General features: G+C 59.7%; 21 protein-coding genes. 10 read left to right on the top strand and 11 right to left on the bottom strand.

The window, feature by feature from the left end; translation table 11 throughout:
* Positions 1 to 50: 50 nt before the first annotated feature.
* The 10 genes from hisC to PF1751_RS04370 form a co-directional block, all read right to left on the bottom strand.
* Entirely contained in the window at positions 51 to 1,103 is a 1,053-nt protein-coding gene (gene hisC, locus PF1751_RS04420; protein WP_044286647.1) for a histidinol-phosphate transaminase, read from the bottom strand.
* Between the two features lie 3 nt (positions 1,104 to 1,106).
* Complete coding sequence (gene hisD / locus PF1751_RS04415; RefSeq protein ID WP_044286646.1) at positions 1,107 to 2,429, bottom strand: histidinol dehydrogenase; 1,323 nt, start codon at positions 2,427 to 2,429, stop codon at positions 1,107 to 1,109.
* Between the two features lie 128 nt (positions 2,430 to 2,557).
* Positions 2,558 to 3,193, bottom strand: coding sequence for an ATP phosphoribosyltransferase (gene hisG, locus PF1751_RS04410; protein ID WP_010213102.1), 636 nt, complete (start codon positions 3,191 to 3,193; stop codon positions 2,558 to 2,560).
* A gap of 213 nt (positions 3,194 to 3,406) precedes the next feature.
* Positions 3,407 to 4,672, bottom strand: a complete 1,266-nt coding sequence (gene murA, locus PF1751_RS04400) for a UDP-N-acetylglucosamine 1-carboxyvinyltransferase (protein ID WP_010213103.1) — start codon at positions 4,670 to 4,672, stop codon at positions 3,407 to 3,409.
* Between the two features lie 23 nt (positions 4,673 to 4,695).
* Positions 4,696 to 4,935 carry a BolA family protein gene (locus PF1751_RS04395; protein ID WP_003188597.1) on the bottom strand — a complete coding sequence of 80 codons (240 nt, stop codon included), beginning with the start codon at positions 4,933 to 4,935 and terminating at the stop codon, positions 4,696 to 4,698.
* Positions 4,936 to 5,049: 114 nt separating this feature from the next.
* A complete protein-coding gene (locus PF1751_RS04390; protein ID WP_044286645.1) occupies positions 5,050 to 5,355 on the bottom strand; it encodes an STAS domain-containing protein in 306 nt (101 codons plus the stop codon).
* Positions 5,352 to 6,002 (bottom strand): MlaC/ttg2D family ABC transporter substrate-binding protein, encoded by a 651-nt coding sequence (locus PF1751_RS04385; protein WP_010213105.1) that lies wholly within the window; start codon positions 6,000 to 6,002, stop codon positions 5,352 to 5,354. Before PF1751_RS04385 ends, PF1751_RS04390 begins: the two co-directional genes overlap by 4 nt.
* An 11-nt stretch (positions 6,003 to 6,013) precedes the next feature.
* Entirely contained in the window at positions 6,014 to 6,481 is a 468-nt protein-coding gene (gene mlaD, locus PF1751_RS04380) for an outer membrane lipid asymmetry maintenance protein MlaD (protein ID WP_010213106.1), read from the bottom strand.
* Positions 6,481 to 7,278: a lipid asymmetry maintenance ABC transporter permease subunit MlaE gene (mlaE, locus tag PF1751_RS04375; protein ID WP_010213107.1), complete on the bottom strand. Its 798-nt coding sequence runs from the start codon at positions 7,276 to 7,278 to the stop codon at positions 6,481 to 6,483. Before mlaE ends, mlaD begins: the two co-directional genes overlap by 1 nt.
* Entirely contained in the window at positions 7,278 to 8,087 is an 810-nt protein-coding gene (locus PF1751_RS04370) for an ATP-binding cassette domain-containing protein (protein WP_003171811.1), read from the bottom strand. Before PF1751_RS04370 ends, mlaE begins: the two co-directional genes overlap by 1 nt.
* Before the next feature lie 298 nt (positions 8,088 to 8,385).
* Between PF1751_RS04370 and PF1751_RS04365 the strand changes: the two genes are divergently transcribed.
* The 10 genes from PF1751_RS04365 to PF1751_RS04320 all read left to right on the top strand — a co-directional run bounded on the left by PF1751_RS04365 (position 8,386) and on the right by PF1751_RS04320 (position 15,395).
* Positions 8,386 to 9,360: a KpsF/GutQ family sugar-phosphate isomerase gene (locus PF1751_RS04365; protein ID WP_010213108.1), complete on the top strand. Its 975-nt coding sequence runs from the start codon at positions 8,386 to 8,388 to the stop codon at positions 9,358 to 9,360.
* Positions 9,361 to 9,885 carry a KdsC family phosphatase gene (locus tag PF1751_RS04360; RefSeq protein ID WP_010213109.1) on the top strand — a complete coding sequence of 175 codons (525 nt, stop codon included), beginning with the start codon at positions 9,361 to 9,363 and terminating at the stop codon, positions 9,883 to 9,885. It abuts the gene before it with no gap.
* 8 nt (positions 9,886 to 9,893) lie between these two features.
* Complete coding sequence (lptC, locus tag PF1751_RS04355; RefSeq protein WP_010213110.1) at positions 9,894 to 10,466, top strand: LPS export ABC transporter periplasmic protein LptC; 573 nt, start codon at positions 9,894 to 9,896, stop codon at positions 10,464 to 10,466.
* Positions 10,453 to 10,986 (top strand): lipopolysaccharide transport periplasmic protein LptA, encoded by a 534-nt coding sequence (gene lptA / locus PF1751_RS04350; protein ID WP_021491882.1) that lies wholly within the window; start codon positions 10,453 to 10,455, stop codon positions 10,984 to 10,986. Before lptC ends, lptA begins: the two co-directional genes overlap by 14 nt.
* On the top strand, positions 10,986 to 11,711 hold the full coding sequence (lptB, locus tag PF1751_RS04345; RefSeq protein ID WP_010213114.1) for an LPS export ABC transporter ATP-binding protein: 726 nt from the start codon (positions 10,986 to 10,988) through the stop codon (positions 11,709 to 11,711). Before lptA ends, lptB begins: the two co-directional genes overlap by 1 nt.
* Before the next feature lie 185 nt (positions 11,712 to 11,896).
* Positions 11,897 to 13,390 (top strand): RNA polymerase factor sigma-54, encoded by a 1,494-nt coding sequence (locus PF1751_RS04340; RefSeq protein WP_010213115.1) that lies wholly within the window; start codon positions 11,897 to 11,899, stop codon positions 13,388 to 13,390.
* A gap of 75 nt (positions 13,391 to 13,465) precedes the next feature.
* A complete protein-coding gene (gene hpf, locus PF1751_RS04335; protein WP_010213116.1) occupies positions 13,466 to 13,771 on the top strand; it encodes a ribosome hibernation-promoting factor, HPF/YfiA family in 306 nt (101 codons plus the stop codon).
* 10 nt (positions 13,772 to 13,781) lie between these two features.
* Positions 13,782 to 14,246, top strand: coding sequence for a PTS IIA-like nitrogen regulatory protein PtsN (ptsN, locus tag PF1751_RS04330; RefSeq protein ID WP_010213118.1), 465 nt, complete (start codon positions 13,782 to 13,784; stop codon positions 14,244 to 14,246).
* Between the two features lie 2 nt (positions 14,247 to 14,248).
* Positions 14,249 to 15,106, top strand: coding sequence for an RNase adapter RapZ (rapZ, locus tag PF1751_RS04325; RefSeq protein WP_010213119.1), 858 nt, complete (start codon positions 14,249 to 14,251; stop codon positions 15,104 to 15,106).
* A 16-nt stretch (positions 15,107 to 15,122) separates the two neighbouring features.
* Entirely contained in the window at positions 15,123 to 15,395 is a 273-nt protein-coding gene (locus PF1751_RS04320; RefSeq protein WP_010213120.1) for an HPr family phosphocarrier protein, read from the top strand.
* A gap of 88 nt (positions 15,396 to 15,483) precedes the next feature.
* Here the strand turns inward: PF1751_RS04320 and PF1751_RS04315 are convergent, their stop codons facing one another.
* Positions 15,484 to 16,377, bottom strand: a complete 894-nt coding sequence (locus PF1751_RS04315; RefSeq protein ID WP_010213121.1) for a ZIP family metal transporter — start codon at positions 16,375 to 16,377, stop codon at positions 15,484 to 15,486.
* Positions 16,378 to 16,393: the final 16 nt, after the last annotated feature.

Below are 16,393 nucleotides of genomic sequence, written 5' to 3'. Positions count from 1 at the left end.
ATACTCCGCTTTCGCGAGCAAGCCCGCTCCCACCTGTGTTTCAGCGGCTGCTAGAGCTCGCCAAGGCCATCAATCAGCGCCTGGTTCTGCTCAGGCGTACCGATGCTGATCCGCAGGAACTGGGCAATCCGCTCCTGCTTGAAGTGCCGCACGATCACCCCTTGCTCACGCAACTTGGCCGCCAGGCCAGCAGCGTCATACTCAGGATGGCGAGCAAAGATGAAGTTGGCCGCCGACGGCAACACCTCAAAACCCTTCTCCTCCAATTGAGCGACGAGCGTGTTACGGCTATCGATGACCCATTGGCAGGTCTGCTCGAAGTACTCACGGTCCTCGAACGCCGCCGCCGCGCCGACAATCGCCAGGCGATCCAGCGGATAGGAGTTGAAGCTGTTCTTGACCCGCTCCAGCGCCTCGATCAGGTCCGGATGGCCCACGGCCAGGCCTACACGCAAACCGGCCAGTGAGCGCGATTTGGACAGGGTCTGGGTCACCAGCAGGTTCGGGTAACGGTCCACCAGGCTGATAGCGGTTTCACCACCGAAGTCGATATAGGCTTCGTCGACCACCACCACCGAATCCGGGCTGGCCTTGAGGATCTGCTCCACCGCGTCCAGCGCCAGTACTGTGCCAGTCGGCGCGTTCGGGTTGGGGAAGATGATCCCACCGTTGGGCTTGGCGTAATCCGCCACACGAATCTGGAACTGTTCATCCAGCGGCACCGGATCCGACTGGATGCCATAAAGGCCGCAGTACACCGGGTAGAAGCTGTAGCTGATATCCGGGAACAGCAGCGGCAGGTCGTGCTGGAACAGCCCGTGAAAGATGTGCGCCAGGACTTCGTCGGAACCGTTGCCGAGGAACACTTTGCCGGCGTCGATCCCGTAATACTTGGCGACCGCCTGCTTGAGCAGGTCGCTGTTCGGATCCGGGTACAGGCGCAGGTTATCGTTTAACTCCGCCTGCATCGCTGCCAACGCCTTGGGCGATGGGCCGTAGGGGTTTTCATTGGTGTTGAGCTTGACCAGCTTGGTCAGCTTGGGTTGTTCGCCGGGCACGTAAGGCACCAGGTCCTTGACGAAAGGGCTCCAGAATTTACTCATGTCTCAGTTCCCCTTCTCATCAAGGATGCGGTATTCGGCGCTACGGGCGTGGGCGCTCAGGGATTCACCACGGGCCAGCACCGAGGCAGTCTTGCCCAGCTCGGAGGCGCCCTGCGGCGAACAGAAGATGATCGATGAACGCTTCTGGAAGTCATACACCCCCAGCGGCGACGAGAAACGCGCGGTGCCGGACGTCGGCAGCACGTGGTTCGGGCCTGCGCAGTAGTCGCCCAGGGCTTCACTGGTGTGGCGGCCCATGAAGATCGCGCCGGCGTGGCGAATCGACGGCAGCCAGGCTTGTGGATCGGCAACGGACAGTTCCAAGTGCTCTGGCGCGATGCGGTTGGCCACTTCGATGGCCTGCTCCATGTCGCGCACCAGGATCAACGCGCCCCGACCATTGATCGACTTCTCGATGATTTCGGCGCGGTCCATGGTCGGCAGCAACTTATTGATGCTGGCCGCAACCTTGTCGAGGAACTCGGCGTCCGGGCTGACCAGAATCGCCTGGGCGTCTTCGTCGTGTTCGGCCTGGGAAAACAGGTCCATGGCGATCCAGTCCGGATCGGTCTGACCATCGCACACCACGAGAATTTCCGAAGGGCCGGCGATCATGTCGATACCGACCTGCCCAAACACATGACGCTTGGCGGTGGCGACGTAGATGTTGCCGGGCCCCACCACCTTGTCGACCTTCGGCACGCTTTCGGTGCCATACGCCAGGGCCGCGACGGCTTGGGCGCCGCCGATGGTGAACACACGGTCGACGCCGGCGATGCAGGCGGCCGCCAGCACCAGCTCGTTGATTTCACCGCGCGGGGTCGGCACCACCATGACCACTTCGGTCACGCCTGCCACTTTGGCCGGGATCGCGTTCATCAGCACCGACGACGGGTAAGACGCCTTGCCACCCGGCACGTACAGGCCGGCACGGTCCAGCGGCGTGACCTTCTGGCCCAGCAAGGTGCCGTCGGCCTCGGTGTAGCTCCAGGAATCCTGCTTCTGCTTTTCGTGGTAGCTGCGCACCCGCGCCGCCGCGACTTCCAGAGCTTCGCGCTGAGGTGCAGTGATGCGCGTCAGGGCCAGCTCCAGGCGTTCGCGCGGCAGGATCAGGTCGGACATCGACGCGACGTCCAGGCCATCGAACTGGCGGGTAAAGTCCACCAACGCGGCATCACCGCGCTCGCGCACGGCCTTGATGATGTCGAGTACTCGCCCGTTGACCGAATCGTCGGACACGCTTTCCCAGCTCAGCAGATGATCCAGATGATGGGCGAAATCCGGGTCGGCAGCGTTGAGTCGGGCAATTGCAGTGGACGTGGTCATAGCGAGGGCCTCAATAGAATTGGCAAAAACTCAGGCGCCCTAAATTAGCAGTCGTTTCCGCTTGGGCACCTGAGAATTCTGGCTATGAGGCGGATAGACGGGCGCAGCCTTCCGGCTACGCGGGTAAGTCAACCGCGGTGTCGCGACTCCACTGCCTTGCGCAGGGTGTCGATCAACGCCTGGATACGGGCGTGCTGCATCTTCATTGATGCTTTGTTGACGATCAGGCGGGAGCTGATGTCGGCAATGAACTCTTGCGGCTCAAGACCGTTGGCACGCAGGGTGTTGCCGGTGTCGACCACGTCGATGATCTTGTCGGCCAGGCCGATCAACGGTGCCAGCTCCATCGAACCGTAGAGCTTGATGATATCGACCTGACGGCCTTGTTCGGCGTAGTAGCGCTTGGCAACGTTGACGAATTTGGTCGCCACGCGCAAACGGCCCTTAGGCTCGACGTCGCCGACGCGGCCGGCGGTCATCAGCTTGCACAGGGCGATACGCAGGTCCAATGGCTCGTACAGGCCCTGGCCGCCGTATTCCATCAGCACGTCCTTACCGGCGACACCGAGGTCAGCCGCGCCATGCTCAACGTAGGTCGGCACGTCGGTGGCCCGCACGATCAACAGGCGAACGTCGTCCTGGGTCGTGGGGATGATCAGCTTGCGGCTCTTGTCCGGATTCTCGGTCGGCACGATGCCCGCTTCAGCCAGAAGCGGCAACGTGTCGTCAAGGATGCGGCCCTTTGACAGTGCGATGGTCAACATGGGAAACGTCAGTCCTTCATCAGGCTATTGCTGTCCGATCGCAAACGGCGCCGGACACAGATCGAGGCCATTACAGCCTCGATTTGAAACAAATCAGTGTTTGTAGCAGCGAGCTTGCTCGCGAAGAACTCATGGACACCGCGTTGATTCTGGATAAACACGTTATCGTTGAGGTCTTTCGCGAGCAAGCTTGCTCCTACAGTGCAGCAGGGACTAGCCCGGTACGCGGCGGATTTTCGCGCCGAGCATCTGCAGTTTCTCTTCGATGCACTCGTAGCCACGATCTATGTGGTAGATGCGGTCGATCAACGTGTCGCCTTCGGCGATCAGTGCCGAGATCACCAGGCTGGCCGAAGCCCGCAGGTCGGTAGCCATCACTGGCGCACCCTTGAGTTTCTCGGTGCCAGTCACGATGGCGGTATTGCCTTCGACCTGGATCTTCGCGCCCATGCGGTGCAGTTCATACACGTGCATGAAGCGGTTTTCGAAGATGGTCTCGATCACGGCGCCGGTGCCTTCGGCAATGGCGTTCAAGGAGATGAACTGCGCCTGCATGTCGGTCGGAAACGCCGGGTACGGCGCGGTACGCACGTTGACGGCTTTAGGACGCTTGCCGTGCATGTTCAGCTCGATCCAGTCTTCACCGGTGGTGATTTCGGCACCGGCTTCGCGCAGTTTTTCCAGGACCGCTTCCAGGATGGTCGGATCGGTGTCCTTGACCTTGACGCGGCCACCGGTCACGGCAGCAGCAACCAGGTAGGTGCCGGTCTCGATACGGTCGGGCATGACCTTGTAGGTTGCAGTGTGCAGGCGCTCTACACCATCGATGGTGATGGTGTCGGTGCCGGCACCGGAAACCTTGGCACCCATTGCGTTCAGGAAGTTGGCCAGATCGACCACTTCCGGCTCGCGCGCGGCGTTCTGCAGCACGCTGCGGCCTTTGGCCAGGGCAGCAGCCATCATGATGTTCTCGGTACCGGTCACGCTGACGGTATCAAAGAAGAAGTTCGCGCCACGCAGGCCGCCTTCCGGCGCCTTGGCCTTGATGTAGCCGCCTTCGACGTCGATGACTGCACCCATGGCTTCGAGGCCACGGATGTGCAGGTCCACCGGACGCGAACCGATGGCGCAACCGCCAGGCAGGGCGACTTCGGCCTCACCAAAACGGGCAACCATCGGGCCCAGCACCAGGATCGACGCACGCATGGTTTTCACCAATTCGTACGGGGCGATCAAGGTCTTGATGGTGCGCGGATCGATTTCGACGGCCAGTTTCTCGTCGATCACCGGCTCGATCCCCATACGACCGAACAACTCGATCATGGTGGTGATGTCGTGCAGGTGCGGCAGGTTGGCCACGGTAACCGGGCCATCGCACAGCAGGGTCGCTGCCAGGATCGGCAAGGCGGAGTTTTTTGCACCGGAGATGCGAATTTCGCCATCAAGGCGGGCACCGCCGGTAATAATCAATTTATCCATAAGAATCTCGACGCCTTGGGGGCTCAGGTGCGCTCGGCCCAGGCCGCGCGGCTGAAAAATTTCATAGTGACCGCATGGATGCTGCCATCGGTGATCCACGGGTTCAAATGGGCATAGATCTGCTGCTGACGCTTGACCGGGCTGAGTGCCGCCAGTTCATCGCTAATCACGTTCAGCTGGAAGTTGCAGCCTTCGCCTTCAACTTCTACGGTCGTTTCCGGCAGCTTTCCTTCAAGAAAGCTCTTAACTTCTAGGGCCTGCATGCTCAACCTCTATCGGCGCCCAGTGCGCGCGGGTCGCACATCATACAAAAAAGCCCCGCGCCTGCGAACCCCGCATAGCAGGACTCTGACGGGGGGCCTCTTTAATAATGTGTATTAAGGATGGGCCAGCAGTTCGGTCAGACCGGAAACTTCGGCAATTTCACGCATGTCTTCGGGCATTGCGCGGATGCTGACGGGCTTTTTCGCCGCTTCGGCATCACGCATGAAGCACAGCAACAACGATAAACCGACGCTGCTGGACTTGGTCACCGCCGAACAATCCAGCACCAACGCGGGCGCGGAACTGGTCTTGATCAGTGCCTGGCCCTGCTTGCGCAGGTCAGGCCCGGTGAGGTAATCCAGCACGCCGCTGATGAACAGCTCGCCGGCATCGCCTAGACGAACAGCCGCTTCAGTCATTGCGCAGGCTTCCCGGAAGCTTGTTTGTCGGTTTCTTCCTTGGCCTTGGCGACTTCGCCGGCCCAACCATTGATGGTCTTGTCCAGGTCATTGCCATTGCGTTGCATGGCGTCGGCGAACTGGTCACGGAACAGCTTGCCGATGTTGATCCCGTTGATGATCACATTACGCAGCTTCCACTCGCCGTTGATCTTTTCCAGGGTGTACTGCACCGGGTAGACGGCGCCGTTATTGCCCTTGACGCTCATGTTGACGCTGGTGCGATCACCGGACTCGTCACCGGCTGGAGCGACGGTAATCCCCTGGTTGTTGTACTCAAGCAAAGCGTTGCCGTAGAACTGGAACAGGCCTTTCTTGAAGTTTTCCTGGAAAGTCTGCATCTGCGCGGGAGTTGCCTTGCGCGAATACTTGACCGTCATGATGCTGCGGGAAATGCCTTCGGCATCGACCACCGGGCCGACAATGGTGTTGAGCGCGTCGTAGAACTTACTCGGGTCTTGCTTGTACTGCTCTTTATTGGCAGTCAGGTCAGCCAGCATCTTGCTGGTCGTGTCCTGCACCAGCTCGTGCGCAGAACCTGCAGCGTTAGCCATCAGCGGCAGCGCTGCCAACAACACCAGCAGGCCACGTCGCAAGGTAGAGATCATGAACAGATTCCTCATTTGGCGTCTTTATTGACCGTATTAAGCAGGAATTTACCGATCAGGTCTTCAAGCACCAGCGACGACTGTGTGTCGTGGATTGTCGAGCCATCCTTGAGCAGGGCTGTTTCCCCACCCACGCTGATACCGATGTATTTTTCGCCCAGCAGACCCGCAGTGAGGATAGATGCAGTGGAGTCGGTCGGCAGATTATCTACCTTCTTGTCCAGTTGCAGGGTCACTCGCCCGGTGAAGCTGTCGCGGTCCAGATCGATTGCCGTGACCTTGCCGATGGTCACACCGGCCATGGTCACTTTAGCTCTGACAGTCAAACCGGCGAGATTATCGAAGTACGCGTAAAGTTTATATGTATCGGCGGTGGGGCTGGCCGACAGGCCACTGACTCGCAGGGCCAACAAGAGTAAAGCCAGGATGCCAGCCAGCAAGAAAAGGCCGACACCGATTTCCACAGTGCGGTTTTGCATCAGAAATCTCCAAACATCAAGGCGGTCAAAATGAAGTCAAGGCCCAGTACCGCCAGCGAGGCGTACACAACGGTCTTGGTGGTGGCGCGACTGATCCCTTCTGAAGTGGGCTCACAGTCGTAGCCTTGGAATACGGCGATCCAGGTGACGACAAAGGCGAAGACAATGCTCTTTATGATGCCGTTGAGCACGTCACCGCTGAAGGTCACGCTGTTTTGCATGTTGGCCCAGTAGGAGCCGTCGTAGACGCCCAGCCAGTCCACCGCCACCCACGAACCGCCCCAGATACCGACCACGCTGAAGATCATCGCCAGCAGTGGCAGGGAAATGAAGCCGGCCCACAGGCGCGGGGCAACAATGTACTTGAGCGGATCCACGCCGATCATTTCCAGGCTGGACAGCTGTTCGGTGGACTTCATGTTGCCGATTTCGGCGGTCAGCGCGGAACCCGCACGCCCGGCGAACAACAAGGCAGTCACCACCGGCCCCAGTTCACGCAACAGCGTCAGGGCGACCATCTGCCCCACCGCCTGCTCCGAACCGTAGCTGGAAAGAATATTGAAGCCCTGCAACGCCAGCACCATGCCGATGAATACCCCAGAGACCACGATGATCACCAGGGACATCACGCCTACCGAATGCAGCTGCTTGATCAGCAGGCCGAAGCCGCCGCCAATGCCGCCGCGACCGAGCAGGGCGTGGAACAGGAAAATCGTCGAACGACCGAGCACTTCGACAATGTCGATACCCGAACGACCGAAAAGGCGAACCTTCTCGATGAGAGATGTCTTGCGCATCAGCGCTTCCCCAGAAGATCTGAGCGGTAATCCGCTGCCGGAAAGTGAAAAGGCACCGGGCCATCAGGATCGCCGGTCATGAATTGGCGAATGCGCGGGTTGTCGGCGTTCATCAGTTCTTCGGGCGTGCCCTGCCCCAGCACCTGGCCATCGCCGACGACATAGAGGTAATCGGCAATGCTCGCGGTTTCTGCCAGATCGTGGGAGACCACAATGCTGGTGATGCCCAACGCATCGTTGAGCAAGCGGATCAAACGCACCAGCACGCCCATGGCGATGGGGTCCTGACCGACAAAAGGCTCGTCATACATGAGGATCTGCGGGTCGAGGGCAATGGCACGCGCCAGGGCCACACGGCGCTTCATGCCGCCGGACAGCTCGTCAGGCATCAGGTCGATGGCACCGCGAAGGCCTACGGCCTGCAGTTTCAGCAACACAATGTCACGAATCATTTCATCGGACAGCTGGGTATGCACCCGCAGCGGAAAGGCCACGTTCTCGAAAACATCGAGGTCGGTGAACAGCGCACCGCTCTGGAACAGCACACCCATATGCTTGCGCGCATCGAACAGATCACTGCGCGACAGCGTCGGCAGGTTCTGGCCATTTACCCACACTTCGCCGGCACTGGGCCGCAATTGCATGCCCATCAGGCGCAACAGGGTGGTCTTGCCGCAACCGGAAGGCCCCATGATGCCCGTGACCTTGCCGCGCGGAATGCGGATATCGACGTTATTGAAGATGCTGCGCGTCCCGCGCTTGAAGGTCAGTCCCTTCAGCTCGACCGCGTAGGCGTTATCGGCACTCATCTAAACTCCTTGGGATGCAGCCTCTCACTCAGACACCACGCTTGCGACAAACGTTTGCAACCGTTGTGCAATAGTTGGCCACGTGGGCTGGGCGGACCGAACTGGCGGCGAACTATATCACTGCTGGTACAGGGCGCCCAAGGCCGGAACAGCGCTTGTTCAGATTGGGGACAGGGAAAAATCTTTGCTTGGGATGAATCTCAAGCGCATTGCGAACAAACCCTGACGAACTAGCGTGAGGGAATTGATCATTACCGCTATAATCGCCGACTTTTCGTCAGGCTATACGATTTCAGACATGAGCCAATCCAGCGACCTTATTCAATCCGCACAACGCACCATTCGCCTCGAGCTTGAAGCCGTAGAAGGCTTGCTGGCGCATATCGACGCAGATTTCGTACGCGCGTGCGAGATGATTCTGGCCAGCAAGGGCCGGGTTGTCGTGGTCGGCATGGGCAAGTCGGGTCACGTCGGCAACAAGATCGCCGCCACCCTGGCCAGCACCGGGACCACTGCGTTTTTCGTGCACCCGGCCGAGGCCAGCCACGGCGATATGGGCATGATCACCAAGGATGACATCATCCTGGCGCTGTCCAACTCCGGCACCACCAACGAAATCGTGACCCTGCTGCCACTGATCAAGCGCCTGGGCATACAGATGATCAGCCTCACCGGCAACCCGGAATCGACCCTGGCCAAGGCCGCCGACGTAAACCTGAATGTTCACGTGGCCCACGAGGCCTGCCCGCTGAACCTCGCGCCCACCTCCTCCACCACCGCGGCGCTGGTCATGGGTGACGCCCTGGCTGTGGCGCTGCTGGAAGCCCGTGGGTTTACCGCTGAAGACTTCGCTTTTTCCCATCCCGGTGGCGCCCTGGGCCGCCGCCTGCTGTTGAAAGTGGAAAACGTCATGCATTCCGGTGATGAACTGCCCCACGTCCAGCGCGGCACCTTGTTGAAGGACGCGCTGATGGAAATGACCCGCAAAGGCCTGGGCATGACCGTGATCCTGGAAGACAACGGCCGCCTGGCCGGGGTCTTCACCGACGGCGACCTGCGCCGCACCCTGGACCGCACCATTGATATCCACACCGCCACCATCGATGCGGTGATGACCCCCCATGGCAAGACCGCCCGCCCTGAAATGCTGGCCGCCGAAGCCTTGAAGATCATGGAAGACCACAAGATCGGTGCGCTGGTGGTGGTCGATGCCAATGACCACCCGATCGGCGCCCTGAACATGCACGACTTGCTGCGTGCGGGAGTGATGTAAATGACCAGCGACCTGTTGCAACGCGGTAAAAACATCAAGTTGGCGATTTTCGACGTTGATGGCGTGCTGACCGATGGCCGCCTGTACTTCCTCGAAGACGGCAGTGAATTCAAGACGTTCAACACCCTCGACGGCCAGGGCATCAAGATGCTGATGGCGTCAGGCGTGCAAACGGCAATCATCAGTGGCCGGAAGACTCCGGTTGTGGAACGTCGCGCACAAAATCTGGGTATTCCTCACCTGTATCAGGGCCGCGAGGATAAACTGGTGGTTCTGGACGAGCTTCTTGGCCAACTCAACCTAAGCTATGAGCAGGTCGCCTACTTGGGCGATGACCTGCCAGACCTGCCGGTGATCCGCCGGGTGGGCTTGGGCATGGCGGTCGCCAATGCGGCGGCATTTGTTCGCGAGCATGCCCACGGCATCACCACCGCCCGTGGCGGCGAAGGTGCCGCCCGCGAGTTCTGCGAGCTGATCCTGCGTGCCCAGGGCAGCCTTGAAGCGGCTCACGCCGCCTACTTATAGAGCGTTTTATGCTGAGCAAAAAGATTCGCAACTTCCTGTTATTCGGGGTCATCGCCGCGCTGCTCCTGGCGGTGGGCTACTGGAATATCAGCCCGGAGCGCTTTCTCGACCAGCCTGTTGCGCAGGCTGACCAAGGCGCTATCGACTATTACGCCACCAATGCCTACAGCGTACAGTTCCTACCTGACGGCAAAGTGCAGTACGAAATGACATCGGACAAAGTCGAACACTTGAAGGCATCCGAAGTCACCCTGCTGACCAACCCCGACCTGAATCTGTACCGCGGCACCGAATTCCCCTGGCACGTCACCAGCAAGCGTGGCGAGGTCAACCCGGACGGTACCGAGGTTGAATTGATCGACTCGGTACGCGTCGCCCGCACTGACGCGCAGAACCGCGATACCGTGATTACCAGCAGTCGCATGACCGTATTCCCGCAGAAGCAATATGCGCAGACCGAGCAAGACGTTAGAATCGACGGCGCTGGCGGTGTATCGACTGGCAAGGGAATGAAAGCGTATTTGAAAGAAAGCAGGATACACCTGCTATCGAACGTAAGAGGACAGTATGAGGCTCGTTAAAACTCTCCCTATTTTGCTCGGTCTGGGCGCAGCACTGGGAAGCGTGAGCGCCTGGGCTCTGCCGAACGATAGCCAGCAGCCGATCCACATCTCGGCTGACGATGCGCAGCTGGATGACAAGCAAGGTGTCGCCACCTACACCGGTGGCGTGATCATTACCCAGGGTTCGATGAAGATCACCGGTAATACGGTGACCCTGACTCGCACCGCTGCCGGCGACATCGACGTGGTGACTTCCGTGGGCAACCTGGCTTACTTCGAACAGAAGCAGTCGCCTACCGACACCGGCCCGATGAAAGGCTACGGCAAGACCATCCAGTACCACGCCCAGCAGAACCGCATCGTGCTGATCGATCAGGCCAAGGTGCTCAGCCCCGATGGCAACTCCACGGAAGGCGAGAAAATCACCTACGACACCGTGAAACAGATCGCTAACGCCGGTCGTGCCAATGGCAGCAAGGTCACTGCACCACGCCCACGCATCGACATGGTTATCCAGCCGAAGAAGAAGGCCGAGTAATGGCAACCCTGAAAGCCCAGCATCTGGCCAAGGCCTATAAAAGCCGTCAGGTCGTGCGCGACGTCAGCCTGTCGATCGACAGCGGCCAGATCGTCGGCTTGCTCGGCCCCAACGGTGCCGGCAAGACCACCTGCTTCTACATGATCGTCGGCCTGGTCCAGGCGGACCAGGGTCGCGTGCTGATCGACGACCTGGACGTGAGCCACCAGCCGATGCACGGCCGTGCACGCGCCGGTATCGGCTATCTCCCGCAGGAAGCGTCGATCTTCCGCAAACTGTCGGTCGCCGATAACATCATGGCGATCCTCGAGACCCGCAAGGAACTCGACCGTGACGGCCGCCGCAAGGAACTGGAAAGCCTGCTGCAGGAATTCCACATCAACCACATTCGCGACAACCTCGGCATGAGCCTGTCCGGTGGTGAGCGTCGTCGTGTGGAAATCGCCCGCGCCCTGGCCACTGCCCCCAAGTTCATTCTGCTGGACGAACCGTTTGCCGGCGTCGACCCGATCTCGGTCGGCGACATCAAGCAGATCATCCATCACCTCAAGGCCAAGGGCATTGGCGTGCTGATCACTGACCACAACGTCCGTGAGACCCTCGATATCTGCGAAACCGCGTATATCGTCAACGATGGCCAACTGATCGCCGAAGGTGACTCGGCCACCATCCTGGCCAACGATCTGGTCAAGGAAGTGTACCTGGGTCACGAGTTCCGCCTGTAAACACCGTGGTGTCACGGCCGTTTGCCGAGGTGCGCGGGAGTCAATGAAAACCTCCGGATTTTTATTGTTACCGCGCTCTAGGCAAAGCCCCCGACATCAGGCATATAATTTGCTTATGTTTGGCGCTCACGCGCCCTGTCGTGGATGGCGCATTGCGCCGGCGAATAAGGTGTTAAGCCCCTGCCATGAAACCATCGCTAGTCCTGAGAATGGGCCAGCAGCTGACGATGACACCGCAGCTGCAACAGGCCATCCGCCTGCTCCAATTGTCGACCCTGGACCTGCAACAGGAAATCCAGGAGGCCTTGGAGTCCAACCCGATGCTCGAACGCCAGGAAGAAGGCGACGACTTCGATAATGCAGACCCGCTGGCCGATAACATCGAGCAAAAACCCAATTCCGACGTGCAGGAACCCTCCTATCAGGAAACCGCCCCTACGGTGGATAACCTTGAGGAAGGCGATTGGAACGAACGCATCCCCAACGAGCTTCCCGTCGACACGGCCTGGGAAGACGTCTACCAGACCAGCGCCAGCAGCCTGCCCAGCAATGACGATGACGAGTGGGACTTCACCACCCGCACCTCCGTTGGCGAGAGCCTGCAGAGCCATCTGCTCTGGCAACTGAACCTGGCGCCGATGTCGGACACCGATCGCTTGATCGCCGTGACCCTGATCGACTGCATCAACAACCAGGGTTATCTGGACGAGACGCTTGAAGAAATTCTTGAAGCCTTCGACCCGGAACTGGATATCGAGCTGGACGAGATTGAAGCCGTCCTGCACCGCATCCAGCAGTTCGAGCCCGCCGGCATCGGCGCACGCACCCTCAGCGAATGCCTGTTGCTGCAATTGCGCCAACTGCCGGCCAAGACGGCCTGGCTCACCGAGGCCCAGCGCCTGGTCACCGACTACATCGACTTGCTCGGCAGCCGCGACTACAGCCAGTTGATGCGCCGCATGAAGCTCAAGGAAGACGACCTGCGCCAGGTCATCGAGCTGGTACAGAGCCTCAACCCGCGCCCAGGCTCGCAAATCGAGTCGAGCGAAGCCGAATACGTAGTCCCCGACGTCATCGTACGCAAGGACAACGAGCGCTGGCTGGTAGAGCTGAACCAGGAGTCGGTGCCGCGCCTGCGCGTCAACCCGCAATACGCCGGTTTCGTACGTCGCGCCGATACCAGCGCCGACAACACCTTCATGCGCAACCAGTTGCAGGAAGCGCGCTGGTTCATCAAGAGCCTGCAAAGCCGCAACGAAACCCTGATGAAAGTGGCCACTCAGATCGTCGAGCACCAGCGCGGCTTCCTGGAATACGGCGACGAGGCGATGAAACCGCTGGTACTGCATGACATCGCCGAAGCGGTTGGCATGCATGAATCGACGATTTCCCGGGTGACCACCCAGAAATTCATGCATACCCCACGGGGTATTTATGAACTGAAATACTTTTTCTCCAGCCATGTCAGCACCTCCGAAGGCGGTGAATGCTCGTCCACGGCGATTCGCGCGATCATCAAAAAACTGGTTGCTGCGGAAAATCAGAAAAAGCCATTGAGTGACAGTAAGATCGCTGGTTTACTGGAGGCACAAGGCATTCAGGTCGCCCGTCGAACCGTCGCCAAGTACCGCGAATCCCTTGGGATCGCGCCTTCCAGCGAGCGTAAGCGTTTGATGTGACGGGCGGGCCACAGCGTTCCAGTGGCAGGTAGTCCTACCTGCCGCTTTATGCACTGGCAACGAAGGAGAAGCTGTATGCAAGTCAACATCAGTGGACACCATGTAGAAGTCACCCCTCCATTGCGCGAATACGTCGAGCAGAAGCTGAAACGGCTTGAGGGTCATTTCGACAAGATCACCAATGTGCAAGTCATCATGAAGGTCGACAAGCTTCAGCAGAAAATTGAGGCGACTCTCCAGATACCCGGTGGCGAAGTAGTCGCCAATGCCGAGCATGAAGACATGTATGCATCAATCGACTTGCTCACAGACAAGCTTGACCGCCAACTTAAAAAGCATAAGGAAAAGAATCTGAGCCTGCTTCAGGGCACAGGTCGTTAACTCTCCCCCCATGATCCGACTTGAAACCATCCTGACCCCCGGCCGTTCCCTTGTGAACGCGCCGGGCGGCAGCAAGAAGAAAGCCCTTGAGCAAATTGCCAACCTGATCAGCCGCGAAGTGCCTGAACTGGAAATGCAAGATGTCTACGAGGCTCTGATTGCCCGTGAGAAACTCGGTTCCACCGGTTTTGGCAACGGCATCGCCATTCCCCACTGCCGCCTCAAAGGCTGCGAGACCCCAGTCAGCGCCCTGCTTCACCTGGACGCTCCCATCGATTTCGACGCTATCGACGGTGCCCCGGTCGACCTGCTGTTTGTACTGCTGGTCCCGCAGGCTGCCACCGATGCGCACCTGGAACTGCTTCGGCAGATCGCCAGCATGCTCGACCGCAAGGACGTACGCGACAAACTGCGCAGCGCCAAAAGCAACGAGGCGCTTTACCAGGTTGTCCTGGATGAACAGAACGGGCAGTAATCATGCGCTTGATCATCGTCAGCGGCCGCTCCGGCTCGGGTAAAAGCACCGCCCTCAACGTTCTTGAGGACAGCGGTTTCTATTGCATCGACAACCTGCCCGCCGGCCTGCTGCCGGAATTGGCGGAACGCGCGTTGATCCACACCGAACTGGCTCAGCCTCTGGTTGCCGTTTCGATTGATGCACGCAACCTGCCCAGCCACCTTGAGCGATTCCCGCAATTGCTCGAGGAAGTGCGGGCCAAGCATATCCATTGCGATGTGCTCTACCTGGATGCCGACGAAGAGACTCTGCTCAAGCGTTTCTCCGAAACCCGTCGGCGCCACCCCCTCAGCAGCCCTCACCGTTCCCTGGCGGAAGCCATTGAAGACGAAACCAAGCTGCTGGGGCCGATCATTGACCTCGCCGACCTCAAGATCAACACCACCAGCCTCAACCTGTACCAGTTGCGCGACGCCATCAAGCTGCGCCTGCTGAACCAGCCGGAGCCAGGCACCGCCTTTCTGGTCGAGTCGTTTGGGTTCAAGCGTGGCATGCCGGTGGACGCCGACCTGGTGTTCGACGTGCGCTGCCTGCCCAACCCCTACTGGAAGCCGGAGCTGCGTGAGCAATCCGGGCTGGACCAGGCCGTGGCCGATTACCTGGCCGCGCAACCGGATGTGGAGGAAATGTTCCAGGACATTTCCAGTTACCTGCTCAAATGGCTGCCGCGTTTTGCCGCCAGCAATCGCGCCTATGTCACCATTGCCATCGGCTGCACCGGCGGGCACCACCGCTCCGTCTACCTGACCGAGCGCCTGGGCCAGGTGTTGCAACAAACCCTCAAGAATGTCCAGGTCCGCCACCGCGACCTTAGCTGAAAGGAACACCTTCGCGATGCCCGCTCTGGAAATTGAAATCATCAACAAACTGGGCCTGCACGCCCGTGCCTCGGCCAAATTTGTCGGTGTCGCCGGGCAGTTTCCCTGCCAGATCCGCGCCGGTCGTACGCCGGAATCCATGGTCGATGGCAAAAGCATCATGGCCATGATGATGCTGGCTGCCGGCAAGGGCACCAAGATTCACTTGAAGACAGAGGGCGAGCAGGAAGACGAAGCGATGGCCGCACTGGTGGCACTGATCAATAACTACTTCGACGAAGGCGAATAACCCTCCTGTAGAAGTCTGGCTGACCGGCGATAGCGTCCACGACTCGCGACTGATCGCCGGCGAGCCGGCGACTACAAGGGAGCGGGTATTATCCCAAAGCCGTGTCCATCACCATCATCAAGCAAAATCCGATGCACAACCCAAGGCTGGCGAGCTTTTCATGACCATTGCGTCGCGACTCGGGGATGACCTCGTGAGTCACCACCAGCAGCATCGCGCCAGCGGCAAGCGCCAAACCCAATGGCAACACTACTTCGGCAAGGCTGACCAACCAGGCACAAAGCACCGCAAACACCGGCTCCACCAGACCTGACGCCGCACCGATCAAGAACGCCTTGCCCCGCGACATCCCCGCCCCGGCCAACACCAACGCAATCACCAGCCCTTCCGGCACGTCCTGCAAGGCGATGCCCATGGCCAGGCTGTCGGCATCCGGCATGCCGCCGCCCGCCGAGACACCCACAGCCATGCCTTCCGGGATATTGTGGGCAATGATGGCAAACACAAACAGCCAGATACGCGGCGGGATCACCGGTTTGTCCGGCGTGCCCACCAGCATTTCCGGGCTGGCGCCGGAGACTTTGCGGTCAACCAGATACAGCCCGAAGGCGCCCAACATAATGCCAAAACTGATCAATCCACTGGCCCCCCAGGGCGAGAGCCCCAGGCCTTCAGCCGCAGCGATGCCCGGCACGATCAGCGAAAACGCGGTCGCCGCCAACATCACCCCAGCCCCAAAGCCCAGCAGCGTATCGCTCAATGCCACCGGCATGCGCCGGATAACCAGCACCGGCACCGCGCCGAGCGCCGTCCCGAGCGCACAGATGGATCCGCCCTGCAGGGCGCGCAGAATGCGCGGCTCCAGGTTCAGCCAAGCCAGCCCGTGGGCCACCAGCAATGCAGTACCTGCCAATAGCAGCAGCGAGCCAAACGCATAACGAAACATTCGCCCGCTGCTGATCGCCAGTGTTTCAGTGCCCATAGTCGGCCTTAGATCT

It is taken from the genome of Pseudomonas simiae, assembly GCF_000934565.1.
GTDB classification, from domain to species: domain Bacteria; phylum Pseudomonadota; class Gammaproteobacteria; order Pseudomonadales; family Pseudomonadaceae; genus Aquipseudomonas; species Aquipseudomonas simiae.
The sequence above is the reverse complement of the archived record's forward strand: the minus strand, read 5'-3'. Positions and strand labels throughout refer to the sequence as shown.